The 26,979-nt window shown below is 55.8% G+C and carries 27 protein-coding genes; 14 read left to right on the forward strand and 13 right to left on the reverse strand.

What is annotated here, in order from left to right; translation table 11 throughout:
* Positions 1-64: 64 nt before the first annotated feature.
* Positions 65-2,248, reverse strand: coding sequence for a DUF1217 domain-containing protein (locus RMR16_RS01110; RefSeq protein ID WP_432354010.1), 2,184 nt, complete (start codon positions 2,246-2,248; stop codon positions 65-67).
* A 285-nt stretch (positions 2,249-2,533) separates the two neighbouring features.
* Between RMR16_RS01110 and flhA the strand changes: the two genes are divergently transcribed.
* From flhA to RMR16_RS01140, 6 genes are read left to right on the forward strand one after another with little or no spacing between them, the layout of a single operon-like run.
* The gene (gene flhA, locus RMR16_RS01115) at positions 2,534-4,624 is read left to right on the forward strand and encodes a flagellar biosynthesis protein FlhA (protein WP_320200916.1); all 2,091 of its coding nucleotides are present in this window, start codon (positions 2,534-2,536) and stop codon (positions 4,622-4,624) included.
* The gene (gene fliR, locus RMR16_RS01120) at positions 4,621-5,373 is read left to right on the forward strand and encodes a flagellar biosynthetic protein FliR (protein WP_320200915.1); all 753 of its coding nucleotides are present in this window, start codon (positions 4,621-4,623) and stop codon (positions 5,371-5,373) included. The genes flhA and fliR overlap by 4 nt, the downstream gene beginning before the upstream one ends.
* Before the next feature lie 8 nt (positions 5,374-5,381).
* Entirely contained in the window at positions 5,382-5,789 is a 408-nt protein-coding gene (locus tag RMR16_RS01125; RefSeq protein WP_320200914.1) for a hypothetical protein, read from the forward strand.
* Between the two features lie 40 nt (positions 5,790-5,829).
* Positions 5,830-6,384, forward strand: a complete 555-nt coding sequence (locus RMR16_RS01130; protein ID WP_320200913.1) for a rod-binding protein — start codon at positions 5,830-5,832, stop codon at positions 6,382-6,384.
* 22 nt (positions 6,385-6,406) lie between these two features.
* Positions 6,407-6,772, forward strand: coding sequence for a hypothetical protein (locus tag RMR16_RS01135; protein ID WP_320200912.1), 366 nt, complete (start codon positions 6,407-6,409; stop codon positions 6,770-6,772).
* Entirely contained in the window at positions 6,769-7,305 is a 537-nt protein-coding gene (locus RMR16_RS01140) for a hypothetical protein (RefSeq protein ID WP_320200911.1), read from the forward strand. Before RMR16_RS01135 ends, RMR16_RS01140 begins: the two co-directional genes overlap by 4 nt.
* Positions 7,306-7,560: 255 nt before the next feature.
* Here the strand turns inward: RMR16_RS01140 and fliP are convergent, their stop codons facing one another.
* From fliP to flgB, 10 genes are all read right to left on the reverse strand, one after another.
* Complete coding sequence (gene fliP, locus RMR16_RS01145) at positions 7,561-8,298, reverse strand: flagellar type III secretion system pore protein FliP (RefSeq protein ID WP_320200910.1); 738 nt, start codon at positions 8,296-8,298, stop codon at positions 7,561-7,563.
* Complete coding sequence (locus RMR16_RS01150) at positions 8,295-8,834, reverse strand: flagellar basal body-associated FliL family protein (protein ID WP_320200909.1); 540 nt, start codon at positions 8,832-8,834, stop codon at positions 8,295-8,297. The genes fliP and RMR16_RS01150 overlap by 4 nt, the downstream gene beginning before the upstream one ends.
* 75 nt (positions 8,835-8,909) lie before the next feature.
* The gene (flgH, locus tag RMR16_RS01155) at positions 8,910-9,635 is read right to left on the reverse strand and encodes a flagellar basal body L-ring protein FlgH (RefSeq protein ID WP_320200908.1); all 726 of its coding nucleotides are present in this window, start codon (positions 9,633-9,635) and stop codon (positions 8,910-8,912) included.
* A complete protein-coding gene (locus tag RMR16_RS01160; RefSeq protein ID WP_320200991.1) occupies positions 9,632-10,102 on the reverse strand; it encodes a MotE family protein in 471 nt (156 codons plus the stop codon). The genes flgH and RMR16_RS01160 overlap by 4 nt, the downstream gene beginning before the upstream one ends.
* A gap of 56 nt (positions 10,103-10,158) precedes the next feature.
* Positions 10,159-11,217, reverse strand: a complete 1,059-nt coding sequence (locus tag RMR16_RS01165) for a flagellar basal body P-ring protein FlgI (protein ID WP_320200990.1) — start codon at positions 11,215-11,217, stop codon at positions 10,159-10,161.
* A gap of 62 nt (positions 11,218-11,279) precedes the next feature.
* A complete protein-coding gene (gene flgA, locus RMR16_RS01170; RefSeq protein ID WP_320200907.1) occupies positions 11,280-11,759 on the reverse strand; it encodes a flagellar basal body P-ring formation chaperone FlgA in 480 nt (159 codons plus the stop codon).
* A 16-nt stretch (positions 11,760-11,775) separates the two neighbouring features.
* Complete coding sequence (gene flgG, locus RMR16_RS01175; protein ID WP_320200906.1) at positions 11,776-12,564, reverse strand: flagellar basal-body rod protein FlgG; 789 nt, start codon at positions 12,562-12,564, stop codon at positions 11,776-11,778.
* Positions 12,565-12,581: 17 nt separating this feature from the next.
* A complete protein-coding gene (locus RMR16_RS01180; RefSeq protein ID WP_320200905.1) occupies positions 12,582-12,929 on the reverse strand; it encodes a flagellar hook-basal body complex protein FliE in 348 nt (115 codons plus the stop codon).
* A complete protein-coding gene (flgC, locus tag RMR16_RS01185; RefSeq protein ID WP_320200904.1) occupies positions 12,929-13,345 on the reverse strand; it encodes a flagellar basal body rod protein FlgC in 417 nt (138 codons plus the stop codon). Before flgC ends, RMR16_RS01180 begins: the two co-directional genes overlap by 1 nt.
* A gap of 1 nt (position 13,346) precedes the next feature.
* Positions 13,347-13,736 (reverse strand): flagellar basal body rod protein FlgB, encoded by a 390-nt coding sequence (flgB, locus tag RMR16_RS01190; RefSeq protein ID WP_320200903.1) that lies wholly within the window; start codon positions 13,734-13,736, stop codon positions 13,347-13,349.
* A gap of 206 nt (positions 13,737-13,942) precedes the next feature.
* Here flgB and RMR16_RS01195 point away from each other — a divergent pair, with 206 nt between their 5' ends.
* Together RMR16_RS01195 and folD are read left to right on the forward strand one after the other, a co-directional pair.
* Positions 13,943-15,712: a hypothetical protein gene (locus RMR16_RS01195; protein ID WP_320200902.1), complete on the forward strand. Its 1,770-nt coding sequence runs from the start codon at positions 13,943-13,945 to the stop codon at positions 15,710-15,712.
* A gap of 86 nt (positions 15,713-15,798) precedes the next feature.
* The gene (gene folD / locus RMR16_RS01200; protein WP_320200901.1) at positions 15,799-16,698 is read left to right on the forward strand and encodes a bifunctional methylenetetrahydrofolate dehydrogenase/methenyltetrahydrofolate cyclohydrolase FolD; all 900 of its coding nucleotides are present in this window, start codon (positions 15,799-15,801) and stop codon (positions 16,696-16,698) included.
* Positions 16,699-16,703: 5 nt separating this feature from the next.
* Here the strand turns inward: folD and RMR16_RS01205 are convergent, their stop codons facing one another.
* Positions 16,704-17,726, reverse strand: a complete 1,023-nt coding sequence (locus tag RMR16_RS01205) for a LacI family DNA-binding transcriptional regulator (RefSeq protein ID WP_432354020.1) — start codon at positions 17,724-17,726, stop codon at positions 16,704-16,706.
* Positions 17,727-17,982: 256 nt separating this feature from the next.
* On the opposite strand from RMR16_RS01205, the gene RMR16_RS01210 reads away from it, so the two are divergent.
* The 6 genes from RMR16_RS01210 (at position 17,983) to RMR16_RS01235 (ending at position 25,089) form a co-directional block, all read left to right on the forward strand.
* Entirely contained in the window at positions 17,983-19,344 is a 1,362-nt protein-coding gene (locus RMR16_RS01210; protein WP_320200900.1) for an ABC transporter substrate-binding protein, read from the forward strand.
* Between the two features lie 103 nt (positions 19,345-19,447).
* Positions 19,448-20,461 carry a carbohydrate ABC transporter permease gene (locus RMR16_RS01215; RefSeq protein ID WP_320200899.1) on the forward strand — a complete coding sequence of 338 codons (1,014 nt, stop codon included), beginning with the start codon at positions 19,448-19,450 and terminating at the stop codon, positions 20,459-20,461.
* 1 nt (position 20,462) lies between these two features.
* On the forward strand, positions 20,463-21,623 hold the full coding sequence (locus RMR16_RS01220; protein WP_320200898.1) for a carbohydrate ABC transporter permease: 1,161 nt from the start codon (positions 20,463-20,465) through the stop codon (positions 21,621-21,623).
* A 6-nt stretch (positions 21,624-21,629) separates the two neighbouring features.
* Positions 21,630-23,306: an alpha-glucosidase family protein gene (locus RMR16_RS01225; RefSeq protein WP_320200897.1), complete on the forward strand. Its 1,677-nt coding sequence runs from the start codon at positions 21,630-21,632 to the stop codon at positions 23,304-23,306.
* A 37-nt stretch (positions 23,307-23,343) separates the two neighbouring features.
* On the forward strand, positions 23,344-24,432 hold the full coding sequence (locus RMR16_RS01230; RefSeq protein WP_320200896.1) for an ABC transporter ATP-binding protein: 1,089 nt from the start codon (positions 23,344-23,346) through the stop codon (positions 24,430-24,432).
* Between the two features lie 300 nt (positions 24,433-24,732).
* Complete coding sequence (locus RMR16_RS01235) at positions 24,733-25,089, forward strand: hypothetical protein (protein WP_320200988.1); 357 nt, start codon at positions 24,733-24,735, stop codon at positions 25,087-25,089.
* Between the two features lie 67 nt (positions 25,090-25,156).
* On the opposite strand, the gene edd is transcribed toward RMR16_RS01235, so the two are convergent.
* Positions 25,157-26,974: a phosphogluconate dehydratase gene (gene edd / locus RMR16_RS01240; RefSeq protein WP_320200895.1), complete on the reverse strand. Its 1,818-nt coding sequence runs from the start codon at positions 26,972-26,974 to the stop codon at positions 25,157-25,159.
* Between the last annotated feature and the right edge of the window lie 5 nt (positions 26,975-26,979).

The raw sequence follows: 26,979 nt of genomic DNA on the forward strand, positions 1-26,979 counted from the left end.
AAGGCCCGAAAATCCAAGTGATTTTCGGGCCTTTTGTTTGCCGATCAGAACGTGCTGCGGATGCTTACCCGGACTTTAACTGCGCAACTGCCAGAAGTGTGTCGGCGCTGATCGAGGTGCTGCCACTCAGAATGGAGAGTGTCGGTGATGTCGAATTGCTGTTTTGAAGATCATAAAGCGCCGTAAACCGCTTGACCATTTTACTAACGTAATCCGGGTCCTGAAGTTTGGTGATGTCGATATAGGACGTGACCATCTCGGCCTGTTTTGTGACATCCATATTGGCGATGGAGCTTGGCAGGCTGTAGGTGGTTTTGAAAAACTGGAACAGCGCATCATCGCTCAGGAAGCCGTAGGCGCTGGAAATTGTCGAGGCTTTGCGCTCGAAATACAGGGCAAGTCGCACACCAGCGTTGGATTCGCCCTGCTGTTCTTCCAGCGTTTGTCGGGCATACTGGTTTGTCGTCTCCAGCACGGCACCGCGCTGCTGTCCACCACTGGCCGCATCAGTGGTCAGATCACCCTTGGCATCGAAATTGAAAGAGGCGACAATCTGCGAGAACCTGTTGTCCTCCAGAGAGTTCACATAGCTCTTGGGATCCGACAAATCGGACGCGAACATCTTTTTCAGATCGTCGGACGAGACGCTTTTCGGGTCCACCCCGTTCGCTTCAAGAATGAATGTCGTCAAGCGACTATCGGCAAGCAGATCCTTCACCGAGGTGATGGATTTCATTTGCGTCTTGTAATACTCGACTTCCGCATCCGCTTTTTTGCCCGCGGCGTCTTTCGCTTGTCCTGTCAGGGTTCGCAGCTTGTTGCTCTCGTAGTCGGATGCATATTTGTCCGTGACACTCTCAGACTGGGCCAGAATGGGCGATGTCAACTCACCGTCAGAGGTGAAGTTGAAAGCCTTGTTGAGCGCGACGAAACGGTCATCCTTGAGTGTGTTGACGTAGCTTTTCTTGTCGTTCGCATCGCTCGTCAGAACGCGTTTGAGTTCTGACGTGCTGACCTCATCGGGATCGATCCCGAAAGCCCTCAGCGCCACATCCCAAACTTCGGTGACGCTATCATTATTCTTGTCGGCGTCTTTTTTGTTGGACACGAAAAAATCATCGAGGCTCTTGAAGCTGGTCACCCGCGTTTCGTAATTTGACACAGCCTCATCGATCGTCGTCGACTGGTTTTTGGCAAAGGCCGTCTGGTAAAGCTTGGCCAAATTCGTGGTCTGCGTTGCCGTCTGGGCGGTGTTGCCGCTGGCCAGAGAACCGTCGGTTTCAAAATTGAAATAATCCAGCAACTTGGTGTTGCCATAAACGTTGGCGAAGTTTTCGCTGGACATAAGGCTGGCAACACTGCTGCCCAGTATCGTCGGGTTCAGATCGAAGGCCGTTTTGACATAGGCCAGCATCTGAGGGTCGGATACGAGATCAGTAGCGCTCGTGACCGTTGCGATATTCTTCTCAAAATAGCGCTTGTTGGCATCAGCCAGCAAATTCGATTGGAACGTCGAATTGTTGAAGATGTAGTCCAGCTTCAGGTCTTCTGTCTGGTCCGCCGTTTGTGCAGTGCCATCGATAGTGCCATCCGTATTGAAGTTGAAGGCTTCGGCAAGCTTCTTCCACGCAGGGTTCTTGGCCTGATTGGCAACGCTGTTCGGGTCGTCGAGATCGCTGGTCAGAACCTGTTTCAGATAGCTCTTGGAGGTGTACGTGGAATCGAGGCCGACCGCATCGAGAGCGTAGGTGCGCAGTCTGGAATTGTTAATGAGGCTATCGACATCGGTGACCTTGCCGATCTGTGCGCCGAAATAGGTGGATTCATTTTTCAGCGATGTTTCTTCTGCAGAAAACGAGGCCTTGTAAGCGTCGGTTACGCTACCTGCCTGCGCGGAATTCTGCGCGGTTTTCGTATCGCCCTTGAAGTTGAAGGCTTCGGCAAATTGCAGATAGCGTTTGTCGGTCAGCGAATTGGCAAAGCTTGTACTGTCGGTGAGATCGCTTTCCAGCACCTTTCTCATAAAGGCCTTACCGTAGGTCATATCCTCCAGACCATAGGCCTTCATGGCATAGGAGTAGAGCCGGTAATCGCCAAGGAATTCGTCAGCAGATGTGACCTTGCCGATGTTTTCCTTGTAATACTCCGTATCGCGCGCAACCGTGGACTGGCTGGCAACCGTCGACAACGACGACTTCAGATCCCGGTTGATGGTGAGATAGCTGGTATATGTGGATATCGACGCCATAGGTAGCCTTGCAGAGTTTGGCCTTGTTCATGGCCAGCGGTGCACGCCATCATCGCGCGAATAACTTGACCAACATATTACAAAAATAATCTGAACCAAAGCCTAAATATTCGGGGGCAATTTGCATGTCGACGCAGAGGCTTTCGATGTGGTTTCCTCCACTCTCGCGCAAGCTTGATCGAATAACTCTCGGACGTCGATCTGTCTGTGATCGGCGGAAAAGGCTTTTCCATGAAAGAAAGGTCTGGACGCAGTTGCGAGTTCTCATGAAGAGATGGAGTTAGAATGGCTACGCCTCCGAGCATATTGCCTCTTGTGAAGGTCGCGCCGCGTGGCCGGGACATTGGATTTGCGGTAGGCATAGTTTCCATCCTCTGCATCTTGTTCCTGCCGATTCCGGCTTTCATGATCGATATGGGCCTTGCATTCTCGATTGCATTTTCCGTTCTGATCCTGATGGTGTCGCTGTGGATTCAGCGCCCGCTGGATTTTTCGTCCTTCCCGACCATTCTCCTGATTTCCACCATGATCCGCCTGGCGTTGAACATCGCCACGACGCGCGTTATTCTTTCGCATGGCCACCAGGGCCACGATGCGGCTGGCGGCGTGATCGCGGGTTTCTCCACGCTCGTGATGTCGGGCGATTTCGTCATCGGTCTTATCGTCTTCCTGATCCTTATCGTGGTGAACTTCATCGTCATCACCAAGGGTGCGACACGTATCGCGGAAGTCGGTGCGCGCTTCACCCTCGATGCTATCCCCGGCAAGCAGATGTCGATCGATGCCGACCTGTCTGCGGGTATCATCAACGAGAAAGAAGCCCAGTTGCGTCGTCGCGAGCTGGAGGAAGAAAGCGCTTTCTACGGTGCCATGGACGGTGCCTCCAAGTTCGTTCGTGGTGACGCGGTCGCAGGACTGCTGATTACGGCGATCAACATCTGTGGCGGCATCATCATCGGTGTTTTCCGTCATGGAATGCCGATCAGCGAAGCCGCAGACGTCTTTGTGAAACTGTCCGTGGGCGATGGTATCGTCTCTCAGGTGCCAGCGCTGATTGTCTCGCTGGCAGCCGGTCTTATCATTACCCGTGGCGGCGCGCAGGGCTCGACCGACACGGCTGTGATCAATCAGCTGAGCGGATATCCCAAGGCGCTGGGCGTGGCTGCCGGTCTGATGTTCACTCTGTCGCTCGTTCCAGGCTTGCCTCTGGTTCCGTTCATGTCCCTCGGCTTGCTGCTAGCATTCGGCGCCTGGTTCATTCCAAGGCAGCTGGAACAGGAGCGAGACGCGGCGCACGCGGAAGAAGTGCAAAAAACCAACACGGCAGAAGAAGCGGAAAAAGACACCGTCAAAAACTCCCTGCGCACGACGGAAATCGAGCTTGCGCTTGGAAAACAGGTATCACCAAGGCTGTTGGGCGCGCATCAGGAGCTTGGCTTCCGGGTTGGCAAGATGCGCAAGAAGTTTGCCGCGCAATACGGCTTCGTTGTGCCTGAAATCAAGGTTACGGACGATATTTCGATCCCGGATAAATCCTATCAGATCAGAATTCACGGCACGACCGTCTCGGCCAGCACGTTGCGGGTGGGTGAAGTGCTCGTCATCACCGGCAAGGGCCGCAAGCCTTCGGTTCCGGGCGATGATGTGCGCGAACCCGCGTTCGGTATGCCGGCTGTCTCGGTGCTGGAAAACTTCGTGGAAGACCTCAAGCGGGAAGGCTTCCATCCCATCGACAATATTTCGGCGCTGCTCACGCACGTCAGCGAAGTTATTCGGAACAATCTGCCGATGTTGCTGTCCTATAAGGACGTCAAAATCCTCATCGACCGGCTTGATCCCGAATATAAGAAGCTGGCAGACGAAATATGCTCGTCGCACATGTCCTATTCCGGTTTGCAGGCCATTCTGAAACTGCTGCTGGCAGAGCGTGTTTCCATTCGCAATCTCCATCTCATTCTCGAAGCGGTCGCGGAACTGGCGCCTCACCTTCGCAGGACAGAGCAGATCGTCGAACATGTTCGCATTCGCATGGCGCAGCAAATCTGCGGTGACCTTTCGGACAATGGTGTTCTGCGCGTTCTGCGGCTCGGAACGAAGTGGGACGTCGTATTCCAGCAAGCCATCAAACGTGATCCGAAGGGTGATGTGATTGAGTTTGATATCGATCCGCGTCAGGTGGAGGAGTTCAGCAACGAGGCCAGCAAAGTTATCCGTGAATATATGGATGTAGGACTGCCATTCGTACTTGTTACTTTGCCCGAAACCCGCTCATATGTGCGGATGATTACGGAACGTCTGTTCAGCACGCTGCCAGTGCTCTCCCATGTTGAATTGGCCAAGGGCACGGAAATAAAGATACTCGGCTCGATTTCATGATTTCAGATCCGCAGGGAACAGTCATGGCGCTCTTTCTGGCATTTTGCCGGATTGGCGCCTGCTTGATGGTGATGCCGGGTTTTTCTTCGGCAAGACTGCCGATGCAAATCCGACTGCTCCTCGCCCTGGCCATATCGCTGGCACTCCTGCCGCTGTTATGGGACACGATCTATCCCTTGGCGAAAACCGATACCGTCACCTACCTCAAATTCATCGTTTTTGAATCGCTTGTCGGCGGTATGTTCGGGTTGATCGCCCACCTCTACGTTCTCGGTATGCAGTTTGCCGCAACGGCAATCGGCACTGCGATTGCCTTCAACGGCCCGCCTGTGCAGGACGTGCTGGAAGACACGTCGGAGAACCAGCTTTCCAGCATGCTGTCCTATGGCGCGCTGCTTTTGCTGTTCATTCTCGATTTCCACCATGTCATTCTTCGCGCCATCGTGGAGTCTTACTCGTCCATCCCGTTGGGTGGGGTGATCAGTATGCAGAGAATGCTGATTTCGCTGACCGACACGCTGGTCGCGTCCATGAATATCGCTCTGCGGGTGGCAAGTCCCTTCATCCTTTACGGCTTCATGTTCAACGTCGCCGTCGGCTTCATCAACAAGCTGGCGCCGCAAATCCCGGTCTACTTCATCTCCACTCCTTACGCGCTGGGCGGTGGTTTGCTGCTGTTGTATTTTGGCATAGCGGCATTGGTGAACCAGTTCGTCAGCGGCTTCTTTCGTGTTTTCGCGAATGTGTGAGGTGAAGCATGGATCAGCTCAAATCCAAAAAGCTTGACAGACTGGCCAAGGTGCAAGGTCACCTCAAGAAAATGGCCGAAAACGAGCTTGCCATCACCACCCGTGAGAGAAACGAGCTTGCGGAAAAGATCGATACGCTCACTGGTTATCTGACGTCGCTCGATCCTCTTCACCAGCAAATGCTCAAGCATTATGCCAGCCGCCACGGTAGGCTGACGAGCCGTGACGTGAGGCTTGAGGCCATACAGCAGGCACAAGAGACGCAGATTTTGAAGGAAACAAAAAAGGGCGAGCGTCTCGAAGAAAAGCGTGACTCAGCGCGTGCCGATGAGTTGCGCGTGCGCGAGGACAACAGCGTTTATGAGCTGATTGATCTTCAGATGAGCCTGAAAGACTCCAGCCTCCAGCAAGGTTAAAGCGGTATCGTCATCCGATTAAAATGGAAAGGATGACGACGTGGCCATTTCTCCTCCAAGCGATCTCGTGCTTGATGTTGTGAATGCGGCTGACCCGACACAAGTGTTGGCGGCCAGAGAAAAGCTGCGTTCGGTCAGCGCTGCAAACGAGGCGTCGGTGTTGACCGCCAGCAATGCAGGATTTGCATCCGCGATCAACAGCATCGATACCGCTGCGGGCAAGGCCGGCATCGGCAACATCCATCCCCCGGTCTCGAGTGAAAAAATTCCTGACACCTATCGGAAATTCGAAGCCAGCATTCTCTCGACGATGCTTCAGAACATGATGCCCAAGGAGAGCGAAGAGGTTTACGGCAAGGGTTCTGCCGGGGATTTCTGGAAAAGCATGATGGCTGAACAGATGGCAGATGCCGTTTCCAAAAGAGGTGGCATCGGCATTGCTGAGCAGGCCTATTCGCAGGCGCTCCAGCGTGCGCGCAATGCGGAGCCCGTTTCGACAGGGAATGACCACGAGAAAAGTCTTGCGGTGAGCATGGTGACCGACTTTCAACGGCGCATCTTTTCCGTAACAGACACGAATAAAACCGAAACTTAAAGCGGCGGAGCACTGGAAGATTATGGAACTTGTAAATAACGACTACAGAGCTCAGGCCGTTTTGGGTCGTCTTGAAACAGTGATCGACAATGAAAACCAGCGGATCGGAAAAGACCCGGATTTCGATTTCAAACTGTCGAATGCACATAAGAGCCGTTGCCTTTATGAGCTGAGCATGTTGCTCCGCGATGTCGATGGTGTGCAGATTGCGACCACACACAAACGTCAAATCCTTGATATCAAGGAAAAGCTTGCCATCAATACCCGCCGCGTCGAAGCGAACCTCAACGCTGTGAAAGCAGTTGTTGACCTGCTGAAGAACGATGCCAAGCGTGCCGAAGACGATGGCACCTATTCGCTGCAACAGTTTGCGCGTGAGGCACAATGATCAAGCTGCTCGCGACAGGCATCTGGATTCTGGTTCTTACGCTCGGCGGTGTTTATGCCGCCGTAACGTTCGGAAACAAGGGTGCCGGTGATCAAGCTGCGGAGGTTGTCCGTCCTCCGCATTTTGTTCAAAGCGAAACTGTTACACTGCCCGTTGTGGCAGATGGCAAGGTCTCAGGTTATTTCCTCGTTCGCGCAACACTGGTCGTTGACGAAGATATATTGAAGGAAATCAAAGTCCCGGTTCCAACATTTTTGACGGATGAACTGTATTCGCTGCTGGTCGGTGACAAAGTGGTGGACGTCAAGAACGCCGGTAATTTCGACGTTCCGGGATTTAAGGCGCGGGTAAAAGACGGTTTGAATGCCAGCTTTGGAAAACCGGTCGTGAAAAATGTGCTGATCGAGCAGATGGACTTCATCTCGAAAGAAGAGATCGAGGCGAGAGACCCCAATCGCAAGCCGCAGAAGATCGTGGTCAATACCGACCCGCCACCGCCAAAGCCGGCGGCCGGCGCCAGCTCCGGTCATTGAAATTATCTGAAATTGCCAAAACCGCCTGAATGCATCGCGCCAATTCGGGCGGTTTTTATTATGGGCGCCTCTGCCTGAAACCCCAGTAGAGCAGACCGGGAAGTGGGAGAGGCCGCCTCAACCTCAAAAGATGCAGCGGTCCGCATCGGTGCGCCAAACCTCAAGCCTCGCGCTATCGCGCAGGGGTGTATTCGGCATGAAACGGTTCAGCGAAACCGTGTCAGGCTGCGGGCAGTTTCGAGCAGGGCGAGGGGATCAATAGAAGGATCGAACCAGCGATCCCACGAGCAAATTCCAGCCATCGATCAAGACGAAAAACAATATCTTGAACGGCAGTGAAATCGAGGTTGGCGGCAGCATCATCATGCCCATTGCCATGGTGATCGTTGCAACGACCATGTCGATGACCAGAAACGGCAGGATGATCAGAAAGCCGATCTCAAAGCCGCGGCGGATTTCAGACAGCATGAAAGCGGGAACCAGCACACGATACTGCGGTTGCGTTCCATTCATCGTTTCCTGTCCGCGTTCATTCGCCAAATCGACAAACAGCGCCAAATCCTTGGGGCGGGTGTTGGCAGACATGAAGGTGCGGAACGGTTCGGCAGCGCGTTCCACCGCTTGGGCTTCGGTGATCCGATCCTGCAACATCGGCTGGATACCGTCCTGCCAGGAGCGCTCGAATGTCGGTGCCATGACATAGAAGGTCATGAACAGCGCCATGCTGGTGAGGATCATCGTGGAGGGTGTTGTTCCAAGGCCCATGCCAGAGCGCAGAATGGAAAACGCGATGATGAAGCGCGGAAAGCTCGTCACCATGATGAGGATGCCAGGCGCGATCGACAGGATCGTCAGCAATCCGAATGTACGAATGATCCAGGCAGCCGCAGAGCCGTCGACCGGCAGATTGAGCAAATCCGCAGGTGACTGCTGGGCAAACGCCAGTCCCGGTATCAGGACGAAAATCAGTAGAAGTACAATTTTTCGAATCATTCGATCACAAAGGTTCTGAAGAGAACCTTGGATACGCGCCCTTTTGATCTGAGGTCAACGATTTCTCTCAGGTCATCCCTAAGATATTGAAAGCCACGCGGGCCCTGGATCTGCTGCAAAGAGACGGTTCTGAGGTAAGCCAGCAACTCCTGATGGATTTCCTGAGAGAGTGCAGTGTCGCCCGGACCGGAAAACTGGAGGGCAAGTTCAAGTCTGATCCAGTTGTCTGTCGGGTAACCCAGATTGGTCACGATCGGATCAAGCGCAATAAGGCTCGGTGCCGCAGCGCCCGGCGCGCCATGCTCGCCTGCGGCTGGCGCCGGTGCCGCCGCCCCGTGTCCACCCTCTGCTGCCACTTCGGGTGCGGGGGCTGGTGCGCTCGCGGCTGTGGCTGGCACGGCGGGCAAAAGCAACGTTTTACCGACGAACCACCCACCTCCGATACCCAGAAGTGAAAGCGCTGCTATGACGCCTGCGGTCACCACCACTGACGGCTTCTTTTGTGCGGAAGGTTCGGCTGCCGTAGGATTGCTCATGATCGTTTCTAACGTTTATGTCGGATAAAACCCTTGCGGTAATACAATGGGCCGGATGCTGGTCGATGGTGAAGGTTAGATCGGGGAGAACAGATCAACGACCTGCTGGCCCACCGGCGGCTGCTGAATTTCCATAATGCGACCACGACCGCCATAAGAAATGCGCGCTTCCGCAATCTTCTCGTAGGAAATCGTGTTTGCCGAATTGACGTCCTGCGGCCGCACGATACCTGCAACATTGAGGATACGCACTTCGTGGTTGACGCGCACTTCCTGCGAACCGCTGATCAACAGGTTGCCGTTCTCCAGAATGCCGGTAACGACAGCAGCCACCAGCAGGGTCAGCTTTTCGGCGCGGCTGATAGAGCCTTTGCCGTTTGCTTCGCTGGTATTGTCAAAGCTCAACGAGGAATCTGCCTGTGGCTTCCAGCCCAGAATTTCGGCGTCCGCTTTCCAGCCGGTGGCGCGATTGTTCTTGCGCGTGCGGTCCGTCTCGTTGTCGAACGTTGCCTTGTCGTTGATCTGGATATTAACGGTCAGAATGTCGCCGATGTTCAGCGCGCGCGCATCCTTGAACAGAGCGGCTTTGCTATCGCTCCACAACGAATATCCGCTGGCCGAGTGCAAAGGCTGCTTTGGGTAGGAGGCCAGTTGTGGCGCCTGGCTAAACTGAAGCCCACTGCCGATCGGGCTCATGGCAGGAGCATTGCCAATTTCCTTCAGCGTCTGGTTTTCCGTCACGCTTGTGCAGCCTGTCAGAATGCTTGAGGCGGCGAGGGCAAAGATTAGCGCTTTGTTCATGACGGATCTCTTGATGTGGTTTTGTCTGTCGCGCTGGACATGATGGCGGCAACGATGGCCGCCTTTTTGGCATTCATTTCACTCAGGATCAGACCAGACTGGCGAGGAGGCAGCTTCATGATAATGGCAGCAGCCAGACCCGGATTGACCTCTTCGAGCTGCGGTGCTGCGGCATCTGCTTTCATCGTCTTGTAAACGTTGACGAGGTTTGCCTCAGCTTGCTGCATGAAGTCATTGCGACGCTTCAACCAGTCTTCATATTCGGCCTTACGGGCTTCCATGATGGCGATACGGTCGTCAACATCTTTCTGAAGCTTTTCAAGATCCTGCTTTTGCAGAACGTAACGCTGATCACGTGCCTGATCGATGATGTTCGTGCAATATTTCTGGATTTCCTGCTCGCTCGTTTCACCGGAGGTGATCCGCAACTGCTCCTGCGCCTTTGCGGAAGGCAACGCTGCCACCATCACGAAAACGGCAAGCAGCGCGCCGCGCGGAGTAAAAAGTTCAAACGCTTTTGCCATCATTGCAATACCAGTTCTGCTTGCAGCGCACCGGCTGATTTAATTCCCTGAAGAATGGAGATGATGCCGTCCGGCTTGACGCCGATATTGTTCAGGCCAGCAACGAGGGAGCGCAGATTTGGCCCTTCCAAAATCGCCACGGGTCCGCCAGTCTTTTCAGCTGTAATATCCGTTTGAGGCTGAACAGCAGTCTCGCCGCGAGAGAACGGTGCGGGCTGAATGACCTGCGGCGTTTCCGTGACCTGCACGGTCAGCGTTCCGTAGCTGACGGCGACCTTGGAAATCCGAACATCGGCGCCGATGACGATTGTGCCAGTCCGCTCATTGATGACGACCTTGGCAGGCGTATCGGTTTCCACCGCAAGGTTTTCGATATTCGCCATCAGGCGGGTGAGGTCTGCCGTGCGCGGCTTTTGAATGAAAATGACCTGCGAGTCGCGGGCTTCCGCAATCGGCTCCCCAAACGACGAGCGGGCATAAGCATTGATCGCGTCGGCGACCCGCGTTGACGTCGAGAAATCTGGATTGCGCAGTTGCAGCACCAGATTGACGGAATCCTTGAATTGAGATGGCAGTTCGCGCTCGATGATCGCGCCGCTCGGCACGCGGCCAGACGTGGTCACGCCCTGCGTCAACTGTGCGGCCTGTCCCTCGGCATTGAAACCGGACACGATGACCGAACCCTGCGCAACCGCATAGATCTGGCCGTCCGCACCGGACATCGAGGTCATGATAAGCGTGCCGCCACGCAGTGACGATGCATCACCGAGAGAGCTGACATTGACGTCCAAACGGCTTCCCGGGCTTGCGAATGGCGGCAGATTTGCCGTTACCATCACAGCGGCCACGTTTTTAGAGCCTGTCTGGTTGCCCTGCATGGAAATGCCAAGGTTCTGCAACATGGCCCGCATGGACTGTTCGGTGAAGGGCGACGAACGCATACTGTCGCCAGACCCCTGAAGGCCGACGACAAGACCGTAACCGATAAGCTGGTTTTCGCGCCCGGCTTGCAAGGATGCGATGTCCTTTACGCGGGCATTGGCCTGGGAATAGGCCATCGGTGTCGTCACGAAAAGCGTGGCAACAATCAACGTGGCAGTGATCAAACCCTGACGAAAATTCATTTTTCGAAAACCTCCACGGTTCCGTCTTCCATGGCTGTTCCGCTGACGGTAACGCCGGTGTCACGGTTGCGGACACGCACGACTTCGCCGGCCATGGCATCTTCGTTGGCCGTGCCCGCCGCAGAAAGGTTCATGCCGCCCACGCTGTAGGTGATCCGAATGGTGGCGCCGCGCTGGATCGTGAAAGGGTCACGCAAGTCGCCGACCGGGATCGTCCGGCCAGCCACCAATGTGCGCTTTGAAACCTTGCCCACCACAATTTTCATGCTGTCGGCGTAGCCGGGTGCCAAATTCGGATTTGTAACAGGCACTTCGGTCACGCGCTCGCGGGTGATCATCTCGCCCGGAAAAATAGTGCCTGTTGGAACAACGGCGTGTCTCTGCTGCGAAATGGCAGCCTGTGGTGCAAGCACCAGCAAGATCATAAGCGCCGTTCTGCAAATGGTGCCAGGCACGATTTTCGGGCGAAACTTCATGTTACCCTACCTTCGGTTACTTCAGGTTCTGACTTACGATGGTCGCCATCTCGTCTGCGGTGGTGATGACCTTCGAGTTCATTTCATAAGCGCGTTGCGCCGAAATCAGGTCGGTGATCTCCTTGACGGAATCCACGTTCGAGCTTTCGAGGTAATGCTGCTTGATATAGCCGAAGCCGATCGACTGAGGCGTCGCATCAACGGCGTTGCCGGATGCTTCGGTCTGCGAAAACAGGTTGTCGCCAAGAGGCTTGAGACCCGCTTCGTTCGCAAAATTACTCATATTGAGCTGGCCGAGTTCAGTCATGGTGGTGGCTGTACCGATACGCACCGATACGATACCATCAGTGCTGATCGTCGTTTCCGTTGCGTCGGTCGGAATGGTGATGTTCGGCTGCACAGGATAGCCATCAACCGTCACCATACGTCCGGTGGAATCTCTGTTCAGTGCACCCGCGCGCGTGTACAGCGTGTTGCCGTCCGGGCCTTGAACCTGAAGCCAGCCCTTGCCCACGATCGCGATATCGAGATCGTTGCCCGTCTGGGTGATTTCGCCTTGAATGTGCAGCTTGCGCACGGCAGACGTCTGCACGCCGAGACCGATGTTGGCGCCTTCTGGAACCATGGTCTGGTTGGCACGGTTCATCACGCCTTGCGCGCGCTCTGTCTGGTACAGCAGGTCGGTAAATTCGGCGCGGCCGCGTTTGAACGCAGTCGTGTTGATGTTCGCGATGTTGTTCGCGATGACCTCAAGGTTTGTCTGCTGGGCATCCATGCCCGTCGCTGCGATAGCTAGTGCTCTCATTTTGAATTCCTCAAGCGTCAGATCTGCATTTTCACGATATCGAGATAGGCCGAGACGACCTTGTCTCGAAGGGCCACGGCGGTTTTCAGCGTCTGGTCCGCCTGCATCACCGCATCAACCACTTCACGGGTGTTGGCCTTGCCCTGAATACCGGCGAAAGACATGGCTTCGCTGTTCTTCAAAGATTGAACCGCGTCATTTGCCACGCCGCCCAGCACGCTTGCGAATGTGGGGCCTGTAACGGCGGTTGCAGCTGTTGAAACGGCGCTTCCGGCAAGAGATGTAAAGCTGCTGGCAACGTCCTTGAGGGCGTTTGTGGACGAGGTGCCGGTCAGCGACTTCAAACTGCTAATGGAATCGATCATCACTGACCCTTCAATAAGTCGATGGTTGAGGAAATCAGGTCACGTGTCTGCTTGATAACCTGCAAATTGGCGTCGTAACTGCGGTTTGCTTCGCGAAGGTCGGCCATCTCGATCAGCATGTTGACGTTCGGAAGCTTGACCATGCCTTTTTCGTCAGCAGCAGGACTGTCCGGATCATACTCCTGCGTGAAGTCGGAGCGGTCGACGCCCAGCTTCTTCACGCCGACGAGGTTCGTTTCGGTTGCGCGATCAAGTTCGTTCGCAAACGTAATGGTTTTGCGGCGATAGGGATCGGCACCCGGCGTGTCGCCTGTCGTGCGCGAGTTCGCGATATTTTCCGAAACGATACGCAGGCGCGTGGCCTGCGCTTCCATTCCGCTGCCTGCAATTTTCATTGAAGACGATAAAGGGTCCATTTTACTTGCCCACCGCTGTCAACATCATGTTGTGGAAAGAGCGAACGAGTTGCGTGTTCAGTTCGAACTGACGCTTGATCTCGCCTGTCTTGGCCATTTCCGTCGAAAGGGAAACCGTATTGCCGGATTCCTGCGTGCCGATTTCATTGTTCAGCGCGGCGTCTTCCATCGCCACCTTGCCACCGCCTGCCACCGCCAGCTCCATGTGCGCCGCGTTGGTGCGCGCCATCTGCATGCCGACCGATTGCAGCTCCGCATCGAAAGGCACGACGTCCTTGGCGCGGAATTTCGGTGTACTGGCATTCGCAATGTTGCCCGCGACGACTTCTTGACGGACAGAAAGCCATTCGGCCTGCCGGGATGCCAGCGCAAACAGCTGAATCGGCTGCATGACAATTCTCCGTGTTTAACTTGTCTCTGGTTTAGGGCGACAATCTTGCGCGGGACTTGCGAACGGTGGCTTTAGCGTCCGGCGTTGCGCCCACGGCTTTGCAGCATGGGGTGCGCGTAATATTAACCATTTGTTTGCCTTATCGCTTTAGGCTTTGTTTATATTTCCGCCAAAGCCGGAATTCTATGTAACCCTATGGGTTTGCGATGGTTTTTGAGAACAGCAGGCTGACACTATCGACTGTAGACAAACTCCGCGAAAAGCTCGGTACGCTTTCGTGGCGGCGCTTCCTGCTGTCGGCTGGAATTGTCGTATCGGTCACAACGTGCGGCGTTGTTCTGCCCGGAATGCTGCTTGATCCCGGCCTCAAGGGGTATGTTTCCCACGCCAGCGTCAAAATAGACGGCTTGCGCGAAACCCGTTCGGACGCCCGCCGGATTGCCGCTCATCTGCGGGAAAATCTCCTGTCTCCTGTTGGACTTAGCCTCGCCGTCTCAGACTTGAACCTACAGGCGAAAGACCTCACAGGCATTCAGGAACAGGGACGCATCGGCGTTTTGATAGACCTGTTGGCTGGTGGAGGCGAAAAGAGCAACGGTCTGGTCGGCGCAACCGAAAACGCGCTGAAAGAGGCGGTTTCCATCTCTTCCTCCGCTTCCGGTGACACGATCAATGTCGATTTGACCACGGCGAGCCCCGAATCGGCGCAGAGGATTGCGGACTATCTTTCCACGCGGGCAATCAACGCAATCGGCGGCGAACGACAGGAACCCGCACTGAGGGCCATCGACAATGCGCGCACTGCTCTTGATGGCGCCGAAGCGGCCCTGACAGGATTTCAGATGCGATATGGCGATGACGCCGTATCGCGGATGCAGGGGTTGCAGCTGAGAATTCGGGATGCGGATGCGGCGGCTTTGGAACTTGAGCACAAGAACGGGCAATTGACAGAGGCGATTGCTGTCGGCTCTCCAATGAAGACCGATGATATTCTCAACAATAGTCTGACTGAGATTGCCTATTTCGCACCGCTGGAAGCGATCCGCCAGAACTATACCAATGCCAAGCTGGCGCTTGCCGAAGTTAGCGTTGACCATGGACCGAAACACCCGCGTGCGATTGCGGCACAAGGCGTGGTAGATGCGGCCCGCGCAGCGGTCATGCCCGCCATGCGCCGTGTGCTGGAAGCATTGAAACGCGAACAGGCCACCGTTGCCGCCGCATTGGAAACGCAAACGCAGGTCCGCAGCGCGTTGAATGAACAGCTTCAGGCCATGGGTGATGCTCCTGCTGATCTGGCGCGGCTGGAGGCCGGTCTTGAAAAAGCCCGTCGTGATTATCTCACGGCCAGTGAGCTTGCGGGCACGTTTGCAACGGCCCCGCGTCTGACCGCAAGCCTTGTGACCAAGGCCGAAGCCGGATTGCCGCGCTATGATGGTTTCACCGCAAATGCCATGGCAATTGCGGGGGGAGCGGTTGGATTGTTGCTGTCTTTGTTCATGCTGAGCTTCAGACGTCAGGAATACGAAATTGAGACGCCCGCCCAGCTTTCTGACGCGGTGGAGCCGGAGGCACCTCTCGTCGAGGACGCTGTCGAGGAGGCTGCTTTTGCAGAGTTGGTGGAGATCGAACCCGCCATATTCGATGATCTGGATGATGTAGAAATTGTCTCTTCTGTCATCAGCGAAACCGAACCGGAGACGGAAACACCTCGCGACGAACCTGCCAACGATATCCCGCTTGATCAGCGCGTGCGGCAGGTGCTGATGCGCAATATGGCGCGACTTGATCGTGATGAGAGCGAACCACCCGTGTTCAGGCTTCCACCGTTGCTCGAAGCGGCTTTGGCTGGTCAGGCCGTCCACACGCAGGCGGAAACCGAGGAGCTGAAAGCCCTTCGTCAAGAGTTGGTTTTGTTGCGCGAGCGGCTGTCGGATCATGCCGCTTTTGAGGAAGAATACCGAAGCCAAGCCTGATCCGCCGATTTTCCTTGCAATCCACCATGCTCCAAAGCATTAGGGCCTAAAAGCACGTCGCTATCGGGTTCTCTGGAGGAAATTGCATGGCTGTGGTGATTGATGGAAAGGCAAAGGCTGCATCCGTTACGGAAGCGGTTCGCGAGGCGGCGGAAGGGCTGGAACAACAGACGGGCGTTAAGCCGGGTCTAGCGGTCGTCATCGTCGGCAATGATCCTGCCAGCCATGCCTATGTGAATTCCAAGAGCAAAACGGCCAAACAATGCGGTTTTAAGTCGGTTCAGCACACTCTGGCCGAAGACACGACGCAGGCCGATCTGGAAGCCCTGGTTGCAACGTTGAACGCCGATGCTTCCATTCACGGCATTCTGGTACAGCTGCCCTTGCCCAAGCACCTCAATTCCGATCCCGTCATCCAGTCCATCCTGCCGGAAAAGGATGTGGATGGCTTGAGCATTCTGAATGCCGGAAAGCTGGCAATAGGCGACATTGAAACGGGTCTGATTTCCTGCACGCCTGCGGGCTCCATGCTGCTGGTTCGCAGTATTCACGGCGAAGATTTGTCTGGCTTGAATGCCGTCGTCATCGGTCGTTCGAACCTGTTCGGCAAGCCGATGGGGCAATTGCTGCTGAACGCCAATGCCACTGTGACGATGGCGCATTCCCGCACCAAGGATCTCGCCTCGGTCTGCAAGAACGCCGATATTCTGGTGGCTGCCGTTGGACGTCCGCAGATGGTCAAGGGCGATTGGGTAAAGCCCGGTGCAACGGTGATCGATGTGGGCATCAACCGCGTGCCCGCCCCGGAAAAAGGCGAAGGCAAATCGCGACTGGTGGGCGATGTCGCTTACGATGAGGCAAGTGCCGTGGCCGCAGCCATCACACCCGTCCCGGGCGGCGTTGGCCCGATGACAATTGCAATGTTGATGGCAAACACGGTGATTGCCGCCCATCGCGCATTGGGCAAGCCCGCTCCAAAATTCTGATTTTTTTAGCGTGGTGCGGGGCCGGTTGAGCCACGCACCACAAGCTCCGCTTTCCAGAGCTCCTGAAGCGCGTCGACCTTGCCGGTTTTGATCTGTTGGATCAGCCGTTGCGCCACCCGCAAGCCCGCGGCCCGCAGCGAAGACCGCGTCGTGGTCAGCGGCACCGAGAAATTCACGGGCTTCAAAAGCGGCAACACGTCATCATGCGCGATGAGGGACACGTCCTGTCCGGGTTTCAATCCGCGCTGATTGAGCGACCGCACCGCGCCCAGCGCCAGTGCGGTCGATGCGCAAAGCACCGCCGTGGGCTTGTCCTTTTGCGATAGAAGCGCCTCCATTTTTATGAAGCCGGCTTCGTCGGTCATGGTGCTGTGGCTGACATTGTGCGCTTCAAGTAAAAATCCACGCTCCGCCAAAGCAGCCTCCACGCCGCGACGGCGGCGAAAGGTGAAGTCGTAGCCTTCCGGCCCGTTCATAAAGGCAATGTTGCGATGACCAAGTTGCAGCAGAAGCGACGTCGCATCGCGAAAAGCGCCTTCATTGTCCACATCGAGATAGGGGTAGTCCGCTTCCACACCCCATGAACGCCCGTGAACCATGAAGGGAATTGAAAGACTTTTCATCATCGCAATGCGATTATCGTTCTTTTTCATATAGGCAAGATAGATGCCATCCACGCTGCCACTGGTGGCGAGTTCCCTCAAGGCCTCTTCCTCATAGGCCGGGTCGGTCGGCATGATGACCAGATGAAAGCCGTTGCGGGCGGATTCTTCGCCCAGCCCGCTCAGAAACTCCCCGAAATGCACATCCGATTGATGCTCCGGCCCGGTCGGCATGACCAGCCCGATGGATTGCATTTTGCCTGTAGCCAGGCGCTGTGCAGCAGCATTGGGCCTGTAGCCGGTTTTTTGCGCCGCATCGACGATCTTGCGGCGGGTTTCGGCGTTAACCTCGGGATAGCCGTTCAGCGCACGGCTGATGGTGGTCTGCGAAATGCCGAGCATCTGCGATAATTGTTTCAGGTTCATTTTCACAGCCTCCTCCCGCATTGCCATAATACCCAAACCGCTTTGAACACTATCAAAACTTAGCACCTGTCACAATTGGCAACGGCGAATTTCTTCTCGCATAATGTGTATGTTGCGATGCAAAACATTTACTGCAACGTTATAGTTGCGCGAGCCCCTTGACTTCGCTTCCCACTCAGTGAGATGAATGGTCAGCCAAAGCGCTTTGAGTATTTTTGCGGGCTGTCAGCCTGTAATGTGATAGGAGGTAGATCACATGAAAAAGACTTTCTGGACGACCGTGGCCGTAGCCACGCTTTTGTCAGGTGCAGCCTTTGCGGCAGACCTGAAATTCAAGCCCGGGGAAGACGCGAAATTCAACTGGAAAAGCTATGAGGACTTCAAGGCCGCCAATGCGAGCCTGAAGGGCGAGACCCTGACGATTTTCGGTCCTTGGCGTGGTGAAGACGAGGCACTGTTCCAGTCGGTGTTGGCTTACTTCTCCGATGCAACAGGCGTGAACGTCCGTTATTCGTCCTCGGAAAACTACGAGCAGCAGATCGTTATCGATACGCAGGCCGGTTCTCCACCAAACGTTGCCATTCTTCCGCAGCCGGGCCTGCTTGCCGATTTGGCAGCAAAGGGCCTTCTTGTGCCGTTGGGCGATGAGACGGCCAATTGGGTGAAAGACAACTACGGTGCCGGCCAGTCCTGGCTCGACCTCGGCAGCTATGCCGGCAAGGATGGCAAAAAGGCGTATTTCGCCTTTCCATTCAAGGCAGACGTAAAGTCGCTGGTCTGGTACGTGCCTGAGAACTTCGAGGAAGCCGGTTATAAGGTTCCAGAGAGCATGGAAGACCTGCTCAAGCTGAGCGACCAGATCGTCAAGGATGGTGGCACACCATGGTGCATCGGCCTCGGTTCAGGCGGCGCAACCGGTTGGCCTGCGACCGACTGGGTCGAAGACATTATGCTGCGCACGCAGCCGCTTGATGTCTACCAGAAATGGACAACGAACGAAGTGAAGTTCAACGATCCGCGCGTCGTCGCGGCCATCGATGAGTTCGGCAAGTTTGCCAAGAATGATAAATATGTCAGCGGTGGCGTTGCCGCCGTTGCTTCCACTGACTTCCGCGATAGCCCGAAGGGTCTCTTCGATATCCCGCCGAAGTGCTACCTGCACCATCAGGCGTCCTTCGTTCCATCCTTCTTCCCGGAAGGCACGAAGGTCGGCACGGATGTCGATTTCTTCTACATGCCGACCTATGCCGCCAAGCCTGAGCTTGGAAAGCCGGTTCTGGGTGCGGGAACGCTGGTGACGATCACCAAGGAATCGACTGCGGCCAAGGCTTTCGTTGAATTCCTCAAAACCCCCATCGCCCATGAAGTGTGGATGGCGCAGTCCAGCTTCCTCACGCCTTACAAGGGTGTGAATACGAATGCCTACGCCAACGAGCAAATGAAGCGTCAGGGTGAAATCCTCACCTCCGCGACGACATTCGGCTTCGACGGTTCGGACCTTATGCCGGGCAAGATCGGTGCCGGTGCGTTCTGGACCGGCATGGTCGATTTTGTCGGCGGCAAGTCTGGCGAGCAGGTTGCGACCGATATCCAGAAGGCTTGGGACGGTCTCAAGTAATCAATGGTTCCACCCGGCAGTGCGTGCGTCGTCATTGCCGGGTCGTTCTTTTGCAGATGCCTGCCATCTGCGATGGGCATAAAACGGAATACGGGGAGGGACTATGATTACCCAGATCGTTTCAGCGCTCGGCGTGATGATCGTTGGCGTCTTCGCCTGTGCGGCCTATTACTGGCTGTCGGACAAGGCGCTTCAGCTCATTCTTCCTGTCAGGGATGGCGATGTCATTCAGGCATCACGCAATCTGAACAGGCGTGCGGCGATCCGACCGTGGCTGTTCGTCGGCCCCGCTCTGCTGCTGCTGATCGTTTATCTCGTCTATCCCGTCGTCGCCACGTTCATATTGTCGTTCCATGATAGGACCGGAAATGAATTCATCGGTCTGGCGAATTATCGCTGGGCTTTGTATGATGCCGGTTTCCGTCAATCGATCTTCAACAACATTCTCTGGCTGGCCGTCGTGCCTGCGGCTTGCACCTTTTTCGGCCTCGTCATCGCGGTGATGACCGACCGTATCTGGTGGGGCAATATCGCCAAATCCATCGTCTTCATGCCCATGGCCATTTCCTTCGTCGGCGCATCGGTCATCTGGAAGTTCATTTACGAATATCGCGGTGAAGGTCAGGTTCAGATCGGCCTTTTGAATGCCGTTGTGGAATTTTTCGGCGGTTCGCCAGAGGTGTGGATTTCCATGCCGTTCTGGAACAATTTCTTCCTGATGGTCATCCTCATCTGGATTCAGACCGGTTTTGCCATGGTCATTCTGTCCGCTGCCCTGCGCGGCATTCCCGAAGAAACCGTCGAGGCCGCCGTGATCGATGGCGCCAATGGCTGGCAAATCTTCTGGAAAATCCTCGTGCCACAAATCTGGGGCACCATCGCGGTGGTCTGGACGACCATCACCATTCTCGTTCTCAAGGTCTTCGATATCGTTCTGACCATGACCAACGGCCAATGGAACACCATGGTTCTCGCCAACCTCATGTTCGACTGGATGTTCCGGGGCGGCGGCGATAGCGGGCGAAGTGCTGTCATCGCGCTTGTCATCATGGCAGCTGTCACGCCGATCATGATCTGGAATATCCGTCAGGCAAACCGTGAGATGGAGGGTCGCTGAAATGAGCTTAGTTACGCGCATTCGCCGCATCGGCCTGCCTCGCCTTATCGTCCATGTCAGCGTTCTGTTCGTGGTCCTGCTGTGGCTGTTGCCAACGCTCGGCATTCTGGTCAGCTCTTTGCGAGACAAGGACCAGATCACCGTATCCGGCTGGTGGACGGCATTTTCCAGCTCCAGCCAGACGCAGGCGCTACGCCTTGCCGATCCCGCCACGCAAAAGCAGGAAGGCGACCGTTTCGTCATTTCCGGCAATGTCTTTGAAAGTGGTAAAGGCGGCAAAGTTTCCGCTTTCGGCGTGCGGGTACAGGAACCATCGGCTTTCGAGGCCGGAAAACTTGCTGATCTGGGTGATGGTGAAACGCTGCTCGTCAATGAAGACGGCACCTATCAATACAGCAAGAATGCCAGCTTCGAAGGGTCACGTGCCAAGCGTGTCTATCTCGCCGTTGGCACGCCACCCATCTTCACGCTCGACAATTATCGCACCGTCCTGACCTCGGAAGGCATCGGCCAATCCTTTGTCAATTCGCTGACCGTCGCCATTCCCGCAACGGTGATCCCGATCCTCATCGCAGCTTTCGCGGCCTATGCGCTGTCATGGATGAAATTTACTGGACGGTCGTTGATGATTGCGCTGGTCGTCGGCCTCATCGTCGTGCCGTTGCAGATGTCGCTCATCCCGCTGTTGCAGCTTTACAACTGGATTGGCAATGTCTTCGGCGTGCCATCCAAGACCTATGCGGGCATCTGGCTGGCCCATACGGCCTTCGGCCTGCCGCTCGCCATTTATCTGCTGCGCAATTATATTGCCGGTCTGCCGAAGGAAATCATCGAAAGCGCTCGCGTCGATGGTGCCAGCGATTTCGAAATCTTCGTCAAGATCATCCTTCCGCTGTCCTTCCCGGCGCTTGCATCCTTCTCCATCTTCCAGTTTCTCTGGACGTGGAACGACCTGCTGGTTGCCATGGTCTTCCTTGGCACACAGAAGGACGAGCTGGTGTTGACGGGGGCGCTCAACGCGCTGCTGGGCTCACGCGGCGGCAATTGGGAAATCCTCACCGCATCGGCCTTCGTCACCATCGTCGTGCCGCTCTGCGTTTTCTTCGCTCTCCAACGTTACCTTGTGCGTGGCCTTTTGACCGGCTCCGTCAAGGGAGGCTGATACACCATGAATGCCCATACTACACAGGATGCCACCATGACCTCTTCCGCTCTCGTCCCCAACAAGGATTGGTGGCGCGGTGCCGTGATCTACCAGATCTATCCGCGCTCCTATCAGGATTCCAATGGCGATGGCATTGGCGACCTGAAGGGCATCACGTCCCGTCTGGAACACATTGCCAATCTCGGCGCGGATGCGATCTGGATTTCGCCCTTCTTCACCTCACCGATGAAGGATTTTGGTTACGACGTGTCCAACTACGTCGATGTCGACCCGATGTTCGGCACGCTGGCGGATTTCGATGGACTGATTGCCGAAGCGCACCGCCTCGGCGTTCGTGTGATGATCGATCTGGTTCTGTCGCACACATCCGACCAGCATCCATGGTTTGTGGAAAGCCGGTCCAGCCGTCAGAACCCGAAAGCAGACTGGTATGTGTGGAGCGATGCAAAGCCGGATGGCACACCGCCCAACAACTGGCTGTCGATCTTCGGCGGTTCCGGCTGGCAGTGGGATCCGACCCGCATGCAATATTTCATGCACAACTTCCTCACCTCGCAGCCGGACCTGAACCTTCACAATCCAGAGGTTCAGGAGGAGTTGTTGAGCGCCACCCGCTTCTGGCTGAAGCGCGGTGTTGATGGATTCCGTCTGGATACCATCAACTTCTACTTCCACGACAAGGAACTGCGCGATAACCCGGCGCTGGCCCCGGAACGCCGCAATGCCTCCACGGCTCCCGCCGTGAACCCCTATAACTTCCAGGAGCACATCTACGACAAGAACCGCCCGGAAAATATTGCGTTCCTCAAGCGATTCCGCGCCGTACTGGACGAATTCCCGGATATCGCAGCTGTAGGCGAAGTGGGTGACAGCCAGCGTGGCCTTGAAATCGTTGGTGAATATACCTCCGGCGATGACAAGATGCAGATGTGCTACGCCTTCGAGTTTCTGGCGCCCGATGCACTGACCCCGCAGCGCATTGCCGATGTGCAGGCGGATTTCGCCCGCGCAGCACCGGAAGGTTGGGCCTGCTGGGCCTTCTCCAACCACGACGTTGTGCGCCATGTCAGTCGCTGGGGCGATGTGGTGGAAGACAAGGACGCTTTCGCCAAGGTTCTTTCAGCGCTGTTGATGACGCAGCGCGGCTCCGTCTGCATCTACGAGGGCGAAGAGCTTGGCTTGACCGAAGCCGATATCGCCTTTGAGGATTTGCAAGACCCTTATGGCATTCAGTTCTGGCCGGAATTCAAGGGCCGTGACGGTTGCCGCACGCCGATGGTGTGGGATGCAGGCCACGCGCAGGCCGGTTTCTCGACCTCTGAAAAAACATGGCTGCCCATCCCTGCTGAACACAAGCAACGCGCCGTCAGCGCCCAGCAGGGCAATGACGCATCCGTTCTGGAACATTACCGCCGCTTCCTGACGTTTAGAAAGCAGCATCCAGCCTTTGCCAAGGGCGGCATCGAGTTCCAGCCTGTCGACGGCAATGTTTCGAGCTACACCCGCACGCTGGGCAACGAGACCGTGCTTTGCCTGTTCAACCTTTCCGCAGAGCCATCCATTGCCACATTGCCAGAAGGCAATTGGCTGGTTCTGGAAGGCCATGGCTTCTCGGCACGTTTGAGCGGCAACACAGTTGAGCTACCGGCATGGGGCGCATTCTTTGCCCGTTACGCCTAAAAAGCCGTTACCCTGAGAGCATTGGGAGGAACACCACATGACTGGCCTTATTCTTAAAGATATTCGCAAATCCTACGGACAGGTCAAAGTCCTGCACGGCATTGATCTGGATATCAAACAGGGCGAATTCATCGTTTTCGTCGGCCCCTCCGGCTGCGGCAAGTCCACGCTTTTGCGGATGATTGCCGGGCTTGAGGAGATCACCGGCGGGGAGATGTATATTGACGGGCAGTTGGTGAACGAAATCCCACCCTCGCGGCGGGGTATCGCCATGGTGTTCCAGTCCTATGCGCTTTATCCGCATATGACGGTTTACGACAACATGGCCTTCGGCATGAAGATCGCCAAAGAAAACAAGCAGGAAATCGATCGACGCGTTCGCGCCGCTGCCGAGATTCTGCAATTGACGCAATATCTGGAGCGCCTGCCGAAAGCACTCTCCGGTGGTCAGCGCCAGCGCGTTGCCATCGGTCGCGCCATCTGCCGCAATCCCAAGGTCTTCCTGTTCGATGAACCCTTGTCGAACCTTGATGCCGCGCTTCGTGTCGCCACCCGCATCGAAATCGCCAAGCTCGGCGAACAGATGGCAGATACGACGATGATTTATGTCACGCACGATCAGGTCGAAGCCATGACGCTGGCTGACCGTATCGTTGTTCTGAATGGCGGGCATGTCGAACAGGTTGGGCCACCGTTGGAGCTTTATGAAAATCCGACCAACCTGTTTGTTGCACAGTTCATCGGTTCGCCCGCCATGAACATCATCGCTGCGAAGGTCAGAGGCACAGGCGCGCAAACCGCCATCGAACTCGCCGACGGCAAGACGTTGTCGGTCGATATTGCCACGCCTTCTGGCGAAGAGGGCAAGGCGGCATCCTTTGGCGTGCGCCCGGAAGATCTGTCGATTGCCACCGGCGATGACTATCTTTTCGAGGGCAAGGTTTCCATCGTGGAAGCGTTGGGCGAGGTGACGTTGCTGTATCTGGAAGCACCGGCGGGACAGGAGCCGATCATCGTCAAAATCCCCGGTATCGCCCAGGTCAAAAAAGGTCAGGTTCTTCGCTTCTCCGCGCCGTCCCAAAAGCTGCATCTCTTTGATGCGGAAGGTCGGACTTATCGCCGCTAAAAATGGATTTTTAACGGTCTCTTAACCATAAAAAGAGGCCGTTTGAATTCTCCGTTGCTTGTTCATTCGCGTTAAAATCGATAGATAACAAAGGCTTGGCAATGATGGTGCCATGCCATCGATACAACCCTGCCGAAATGCGCAGCCAGATTTCGCATGTGTTCCATATCGAAACGCAGAGAGAAATTCTTAATGACTTCTGGCTAGTCTTTTTCCTTGAAAAACGGAAAGAGGATTTCTCCAGTGAACGTCCGCGCAGACATCGGCAAACCCACCTATTTCAGCAGGGAAGAATCCTTCATGTATGACCGCGAAGCGCGGTTCCGCATGGAAGATACGATGAATGCAGCGCGCATCGAGTACACTGAAAAAGCCGTGATGAATATGGCGGCACGGCGTTGCGATGTGATCAAGATTTCTCAATCCGAGGCCGTTCTGGCGCTGCTGACGCAATATAACCTGCCACAGCAATTCTATCTCGATATTCCCGATGCCCGCATCACCAAGATCGGTTGTATGCTGATGAAGGTGCATCCCAATAACACCATTCAGGTCCGCTTTCTGCGCTTGCTGACCCAGAAGGATATGGATCGTATCTTCGTGTTCAGCACGCATCCCGCGCACCGCGACCGCAAGCTCGACATTCGCAGCTGGTAATTCCACTGTTCAAACAAAAAGGCCGCATTTCATTTGAAACGCGGCCTTTTTTGTCAGTCTATCTCATTCAGTGGAAGACGCTCGCGCCATGGTCGGCAGTGCCGACATTGCGGCGGAACGGCGCGAACAACTCGCGGCCCATGCCCCACTCATTGTGCGAAAGGTCTGCTCGTGCAGGCTCACGCTTGGAAAGCTCCGCTGCCGACACCAGAATTTCCAGCGTGCCGGAAATGGCATCCAGCCGCACGATATCGCCATCGCGGATGAGCGAGATCGGTCCGCCATCGCAGGCTTCCGGTGTGACGTGAATTGCCGCAGGCACCTTGCCTGAAGCACCGGACATGCGCCCGTCGGTCACCAGCGCCACCTTGAAACCACGGTCCTGCAACACGCCGAGCGGCGGGGTGAGGCGGTGCAGTTCCGGCATTCCACAGGCCTTCGGACCTTGGAAGCGCACGACAGCGATAAAATCGCGGTTCAGCTTGCCATCCTTGAACGCATCCTGAAGTTCCTGCTGATCGTGGAAGACGAGGGCAGGGGCTTCGATGATGTGGCGTTCCGGCTTGACGGCAGAAATCTTGATAACCGCTTTGCCGACATTTCCCACCAGCATTTTCAGGCCGCCGGTTGGCTGGAATGGTGTTTCGATCTGCGCCAGAACCTTCGGGTCATGGCTTTCCTCGGGCGAGGGGCTGCGAACGACATTGCCTTCTTCACCCAGCTTTGCATCGATGGTGTATGCCTCAAGACCGTGGCCGAACACGGTGCGCACATCATCATGCACGAAGCCCTGCTTCAGAAGCTGCTTGATCAGGAAGCCCATGCCCCCAGCCGCGTGGAAGTGGTTCACGTCCGCAAGACCGTTCGGATAAACGCGCGCCAGAAGCGGCACCGTGTCGGAGAGGTCGGAAATATCCTGCCATGTCAGGATAATGCCCGCCGCACGCGCCATGGCAATCAGGTGCATGGTGTGGTTGGTGGAGCCGCCGGTGGCGTGCAGGCCAACGACGCCGTTGACCACGGAACGCTCATCGATCATTTCGCCCGCAGGCGTAAACTCGTTGCCCTGCGCAGTGATCGCCAGCGCCCGTTTGGTCGCCTCGCGGGTCATCGCATCACGCAGTGGCGTGTTGGGGTTGATGAAGGATGTGCCGGGCATGTGGAAACCCATGATTTCCATCAGCATCTGGTTGGAGTTGGCGGTGCCGTAGAAGGTGCAGGTGCCGGGGCCGTGATAGGATTTCGACTCGGCTTCCAGCAACTCGGCGCGGCCAACCTTGCCTTCGGCATAGAGCTGGCGGATGCGCGACTTTTCATCATTTGGCAGGCCTGTGGTCATCGGCCCAGCCGGAATGAAAACGGCCGGCAGGTGGCCAAACGACAGCGCTGCAATAACGAGACCGGGAATGATCTTGTCGCAAACGCCGAGGTAAACAGCTGAATCGAACATATTGTGCGAAAGACCGATACCGGCGGCCATAGCGATTGCATCGCGGGAAAACAGCGAAAGCTCCATGCCCGGCTGGCCCTGCGTTACGCCATCGCACATCGCGGGAACCGCACCTGCCACCTGCGCGATACCACCCGCTTGTTTTGCGGCTTCGCGAATGATCGTGGGGTAAGTCTCATAGGGCTGGTGGGCGGACAGCATATCGTTATAGGCAGTGATGATGCCAAGATTGGGAACCCGGTCGCCGGCAAGAATATCCTTGTCGGCGGGGGAACAGACGGCAAATCCGTGTGCAAGATTTCCGCAGGACAGTGTCGAACGATGCACACCCTTGGAGACTTGAAGCCGGAGCCGTTCGAGATAAATCTCACGGCGCGGTTTCGAGCGTTCGACGATACGGGCTGTGATAGCCTGAATGCGTGAATCGGCAGCCATAGGCG

This window comes from Agrobacterium sp. rho-13.3 (genome assembly GCF_033957765.2).
In the GTDB taxonomy this organism is placed as follows: Bacteria; Pseudomonadota; Alphaproteobacteria; order Rhizobiales; family Rhizobiaceae; genus Agrobacterium.

Excerpts from the sequence above, each read along its gene's own strand:
- RMR16_RS01110 (WP_432354010.1), bottom strand. The coding sequence starts at position 2,248 with ATGGCGTCGATATCCACATATACCAGCTATCTCACCATCAACCGGGAT.
- flhA (WP_320200916.1), top strand. The coding sequence starts at position 2,534 with ATGGCTACGCCTCCGAGCATATTGCCTCTTGTGAAGGTCGCGCCGCGT.
- fliR (WP_320200915.1), top strand. The coding sequence starts at position 4,621 with ATGATTTCAGATCCGCAGGGAACAGTCATGGCGCTCTTTCTGGCATTT.
- RMR16_RS01125 (WP_320200914.1), top strand. The coding sequence starts at position 5,382 with ATGGATCAGCTCAAATCCAAAAAGCTTGACAGACTGGCCAAGGTGCAA.
- RMR16_RS01135 (WP_320200912.1), top strand. The coding sequence starts at position 6,407 with ATGGAACTTGTAAATAACGACTACAGAGCTCAGGCCGTTTTGGGTCGT.
- RMR16_RS01140 (WP_320200911.1), top strand. The coding sequence starts at position 6,769 with ATGATCAAGCTGCTCGCGACAGGCATCTGGATTCTGGTTCTTACGCTC.
- fliP (WP_320200910.1), bottom strand. The coding sequence starts at position 8,298 with ATGATTCGAAAAATTGTACTTCTACTGATTTTCGTCCTGATACCGGGA.
- RMR16_RS01150 (WP_320200909.1), bottom strand. The coding sequence starts at position 8,834 with ATGAGCAATCCTACGGCAGCCGAACCTTCCGCACAAAAGAAGCCGTCA.
- flgH (WP_320200908.1), bottom strand. The coding sequence starts at position 9,635 with ATGAACAAAGCGCTAATCTTTGCCCTCGCCGCCTCAAGCATTCTGACA.
- RMR16_RS01160 (WP_320200991.1), bottom strand. The coding sequence starts at position 10,102 with ATGGTGGCAGCGTTGCCTTCCGCAAAGGCGCAGGAGCAGTTGCGGATC.
- RMR16_RS01165 (WP_320200990.1), bottom strand. The coding sequence starts at position 11,217 with ATGGCCTATTCCCAGGCCAATGCCCGCGTAAAGGACATCGCATCCTTG.
- flgA (WP_320200907.1), bottom strand. The coding sequence starts at position 11,759 with ATGAAGTTTCGCCCGAAAATCGTGCCTGGCACCATTTGCAGAACGGCG.
- flgG (WP_320200906.1), bottom strand. The coding sequence starts at position 12,564 with ATGAGAGCACTAGCTATCGCAGCGACGGGCATGGATGCCCAGCAGACA.
- RMR16_RS01180 (WP_320200905.1), bottom strand. The coding sequence starts at position 12,929 with ATGATCGATTCCATTAGCAGTTTGAAGTCGCTGACCGGCACCTCGTCC.
- flgC (WP_320200904.1), bottom strand. The coding sequence starts at position 13,345 with ATGGACCCTTTATCGTCTTCAATGAAAATTGCAGGCAGCGGAATGGAA.
- flgB (WP_320200903.1), bottom strand. The coding sequence starts at position 13,736 with ATGCAGCCGATTCAGCTGTTTGCGCTGGCATCCCGGCAGGCCGAATGG.
- RMR16_RS01195 (WP_320200902.1), top strand. The coding sequence starts at position 13,943 with ATGGTTTTTGAGAACAGCAGGCTGACACTATCGACTGTAGACAAACTC.
- folD (WP_320200901.1), top strand. The coding sequence starts at position 15,799 with ATGGCTGTGGTGATTGATGGAAAGGCAAAGGCTGCATCCGTTACGGAA.
- RMR16_RS01205 (WP_432354020.1), bottom strand. The coding sequence starts at position 17,726 with ATGAACCTGAAACAATTATCGCAGATGCTCGGCATTTCGCAGACCACC.
- RMR16_RS01210 (WP_320200900.1), top strand. The coding sequence starts at position 17,983 with ATGAAAAAGACTTTCTGGACGACCGTGGCCGTAGCCACGCTTTTGTCA.
- RMR16_RS01215 (WP_320200899.1), top strand. The coding sequence starts at position 19,448 with ATGATTACCCAGATCGTTTCAGCGCTCGGCGTGATGATCGTTGGCGTC.
- RMR16_RS01220 (WP_320200898.1), top strand. The coding sequence starts at position 20,463 with ATGAGCTTAGTTACGCGCATTCGCCGCATCGGCCTGCCTCGCCTTATC.
- RMR16_RS01225 (WP_320200897.1), top strand. The coding sequence starts at position 21,630 with ATGAATGCCCATACTACACAGGATGCCACCATGACCTCTTCCGCTCTC.
- RMR16_RS01230 (WP_320200896.1), top strand. The coding sequence starts at position 23,344 with ATGACTGGCCTTATTCTTAAAGATATTCGCAAATCCTACGGACAGGTC.
- RMR16_RS01235 (WP_320200988.1), top strand. The coding sequence starts at position 24,733 with ATGTATGACCGCGAAGCGCGGTTCCGCATGGAAGATACGATGAATGCA.
- edd (WP_320200895.1), bottom strand. The coding sequence starts at position 26,974 with ATGGCTGCCGATTCACGCATTCAGGCTATCACAGCCCGTATCGTCGAA.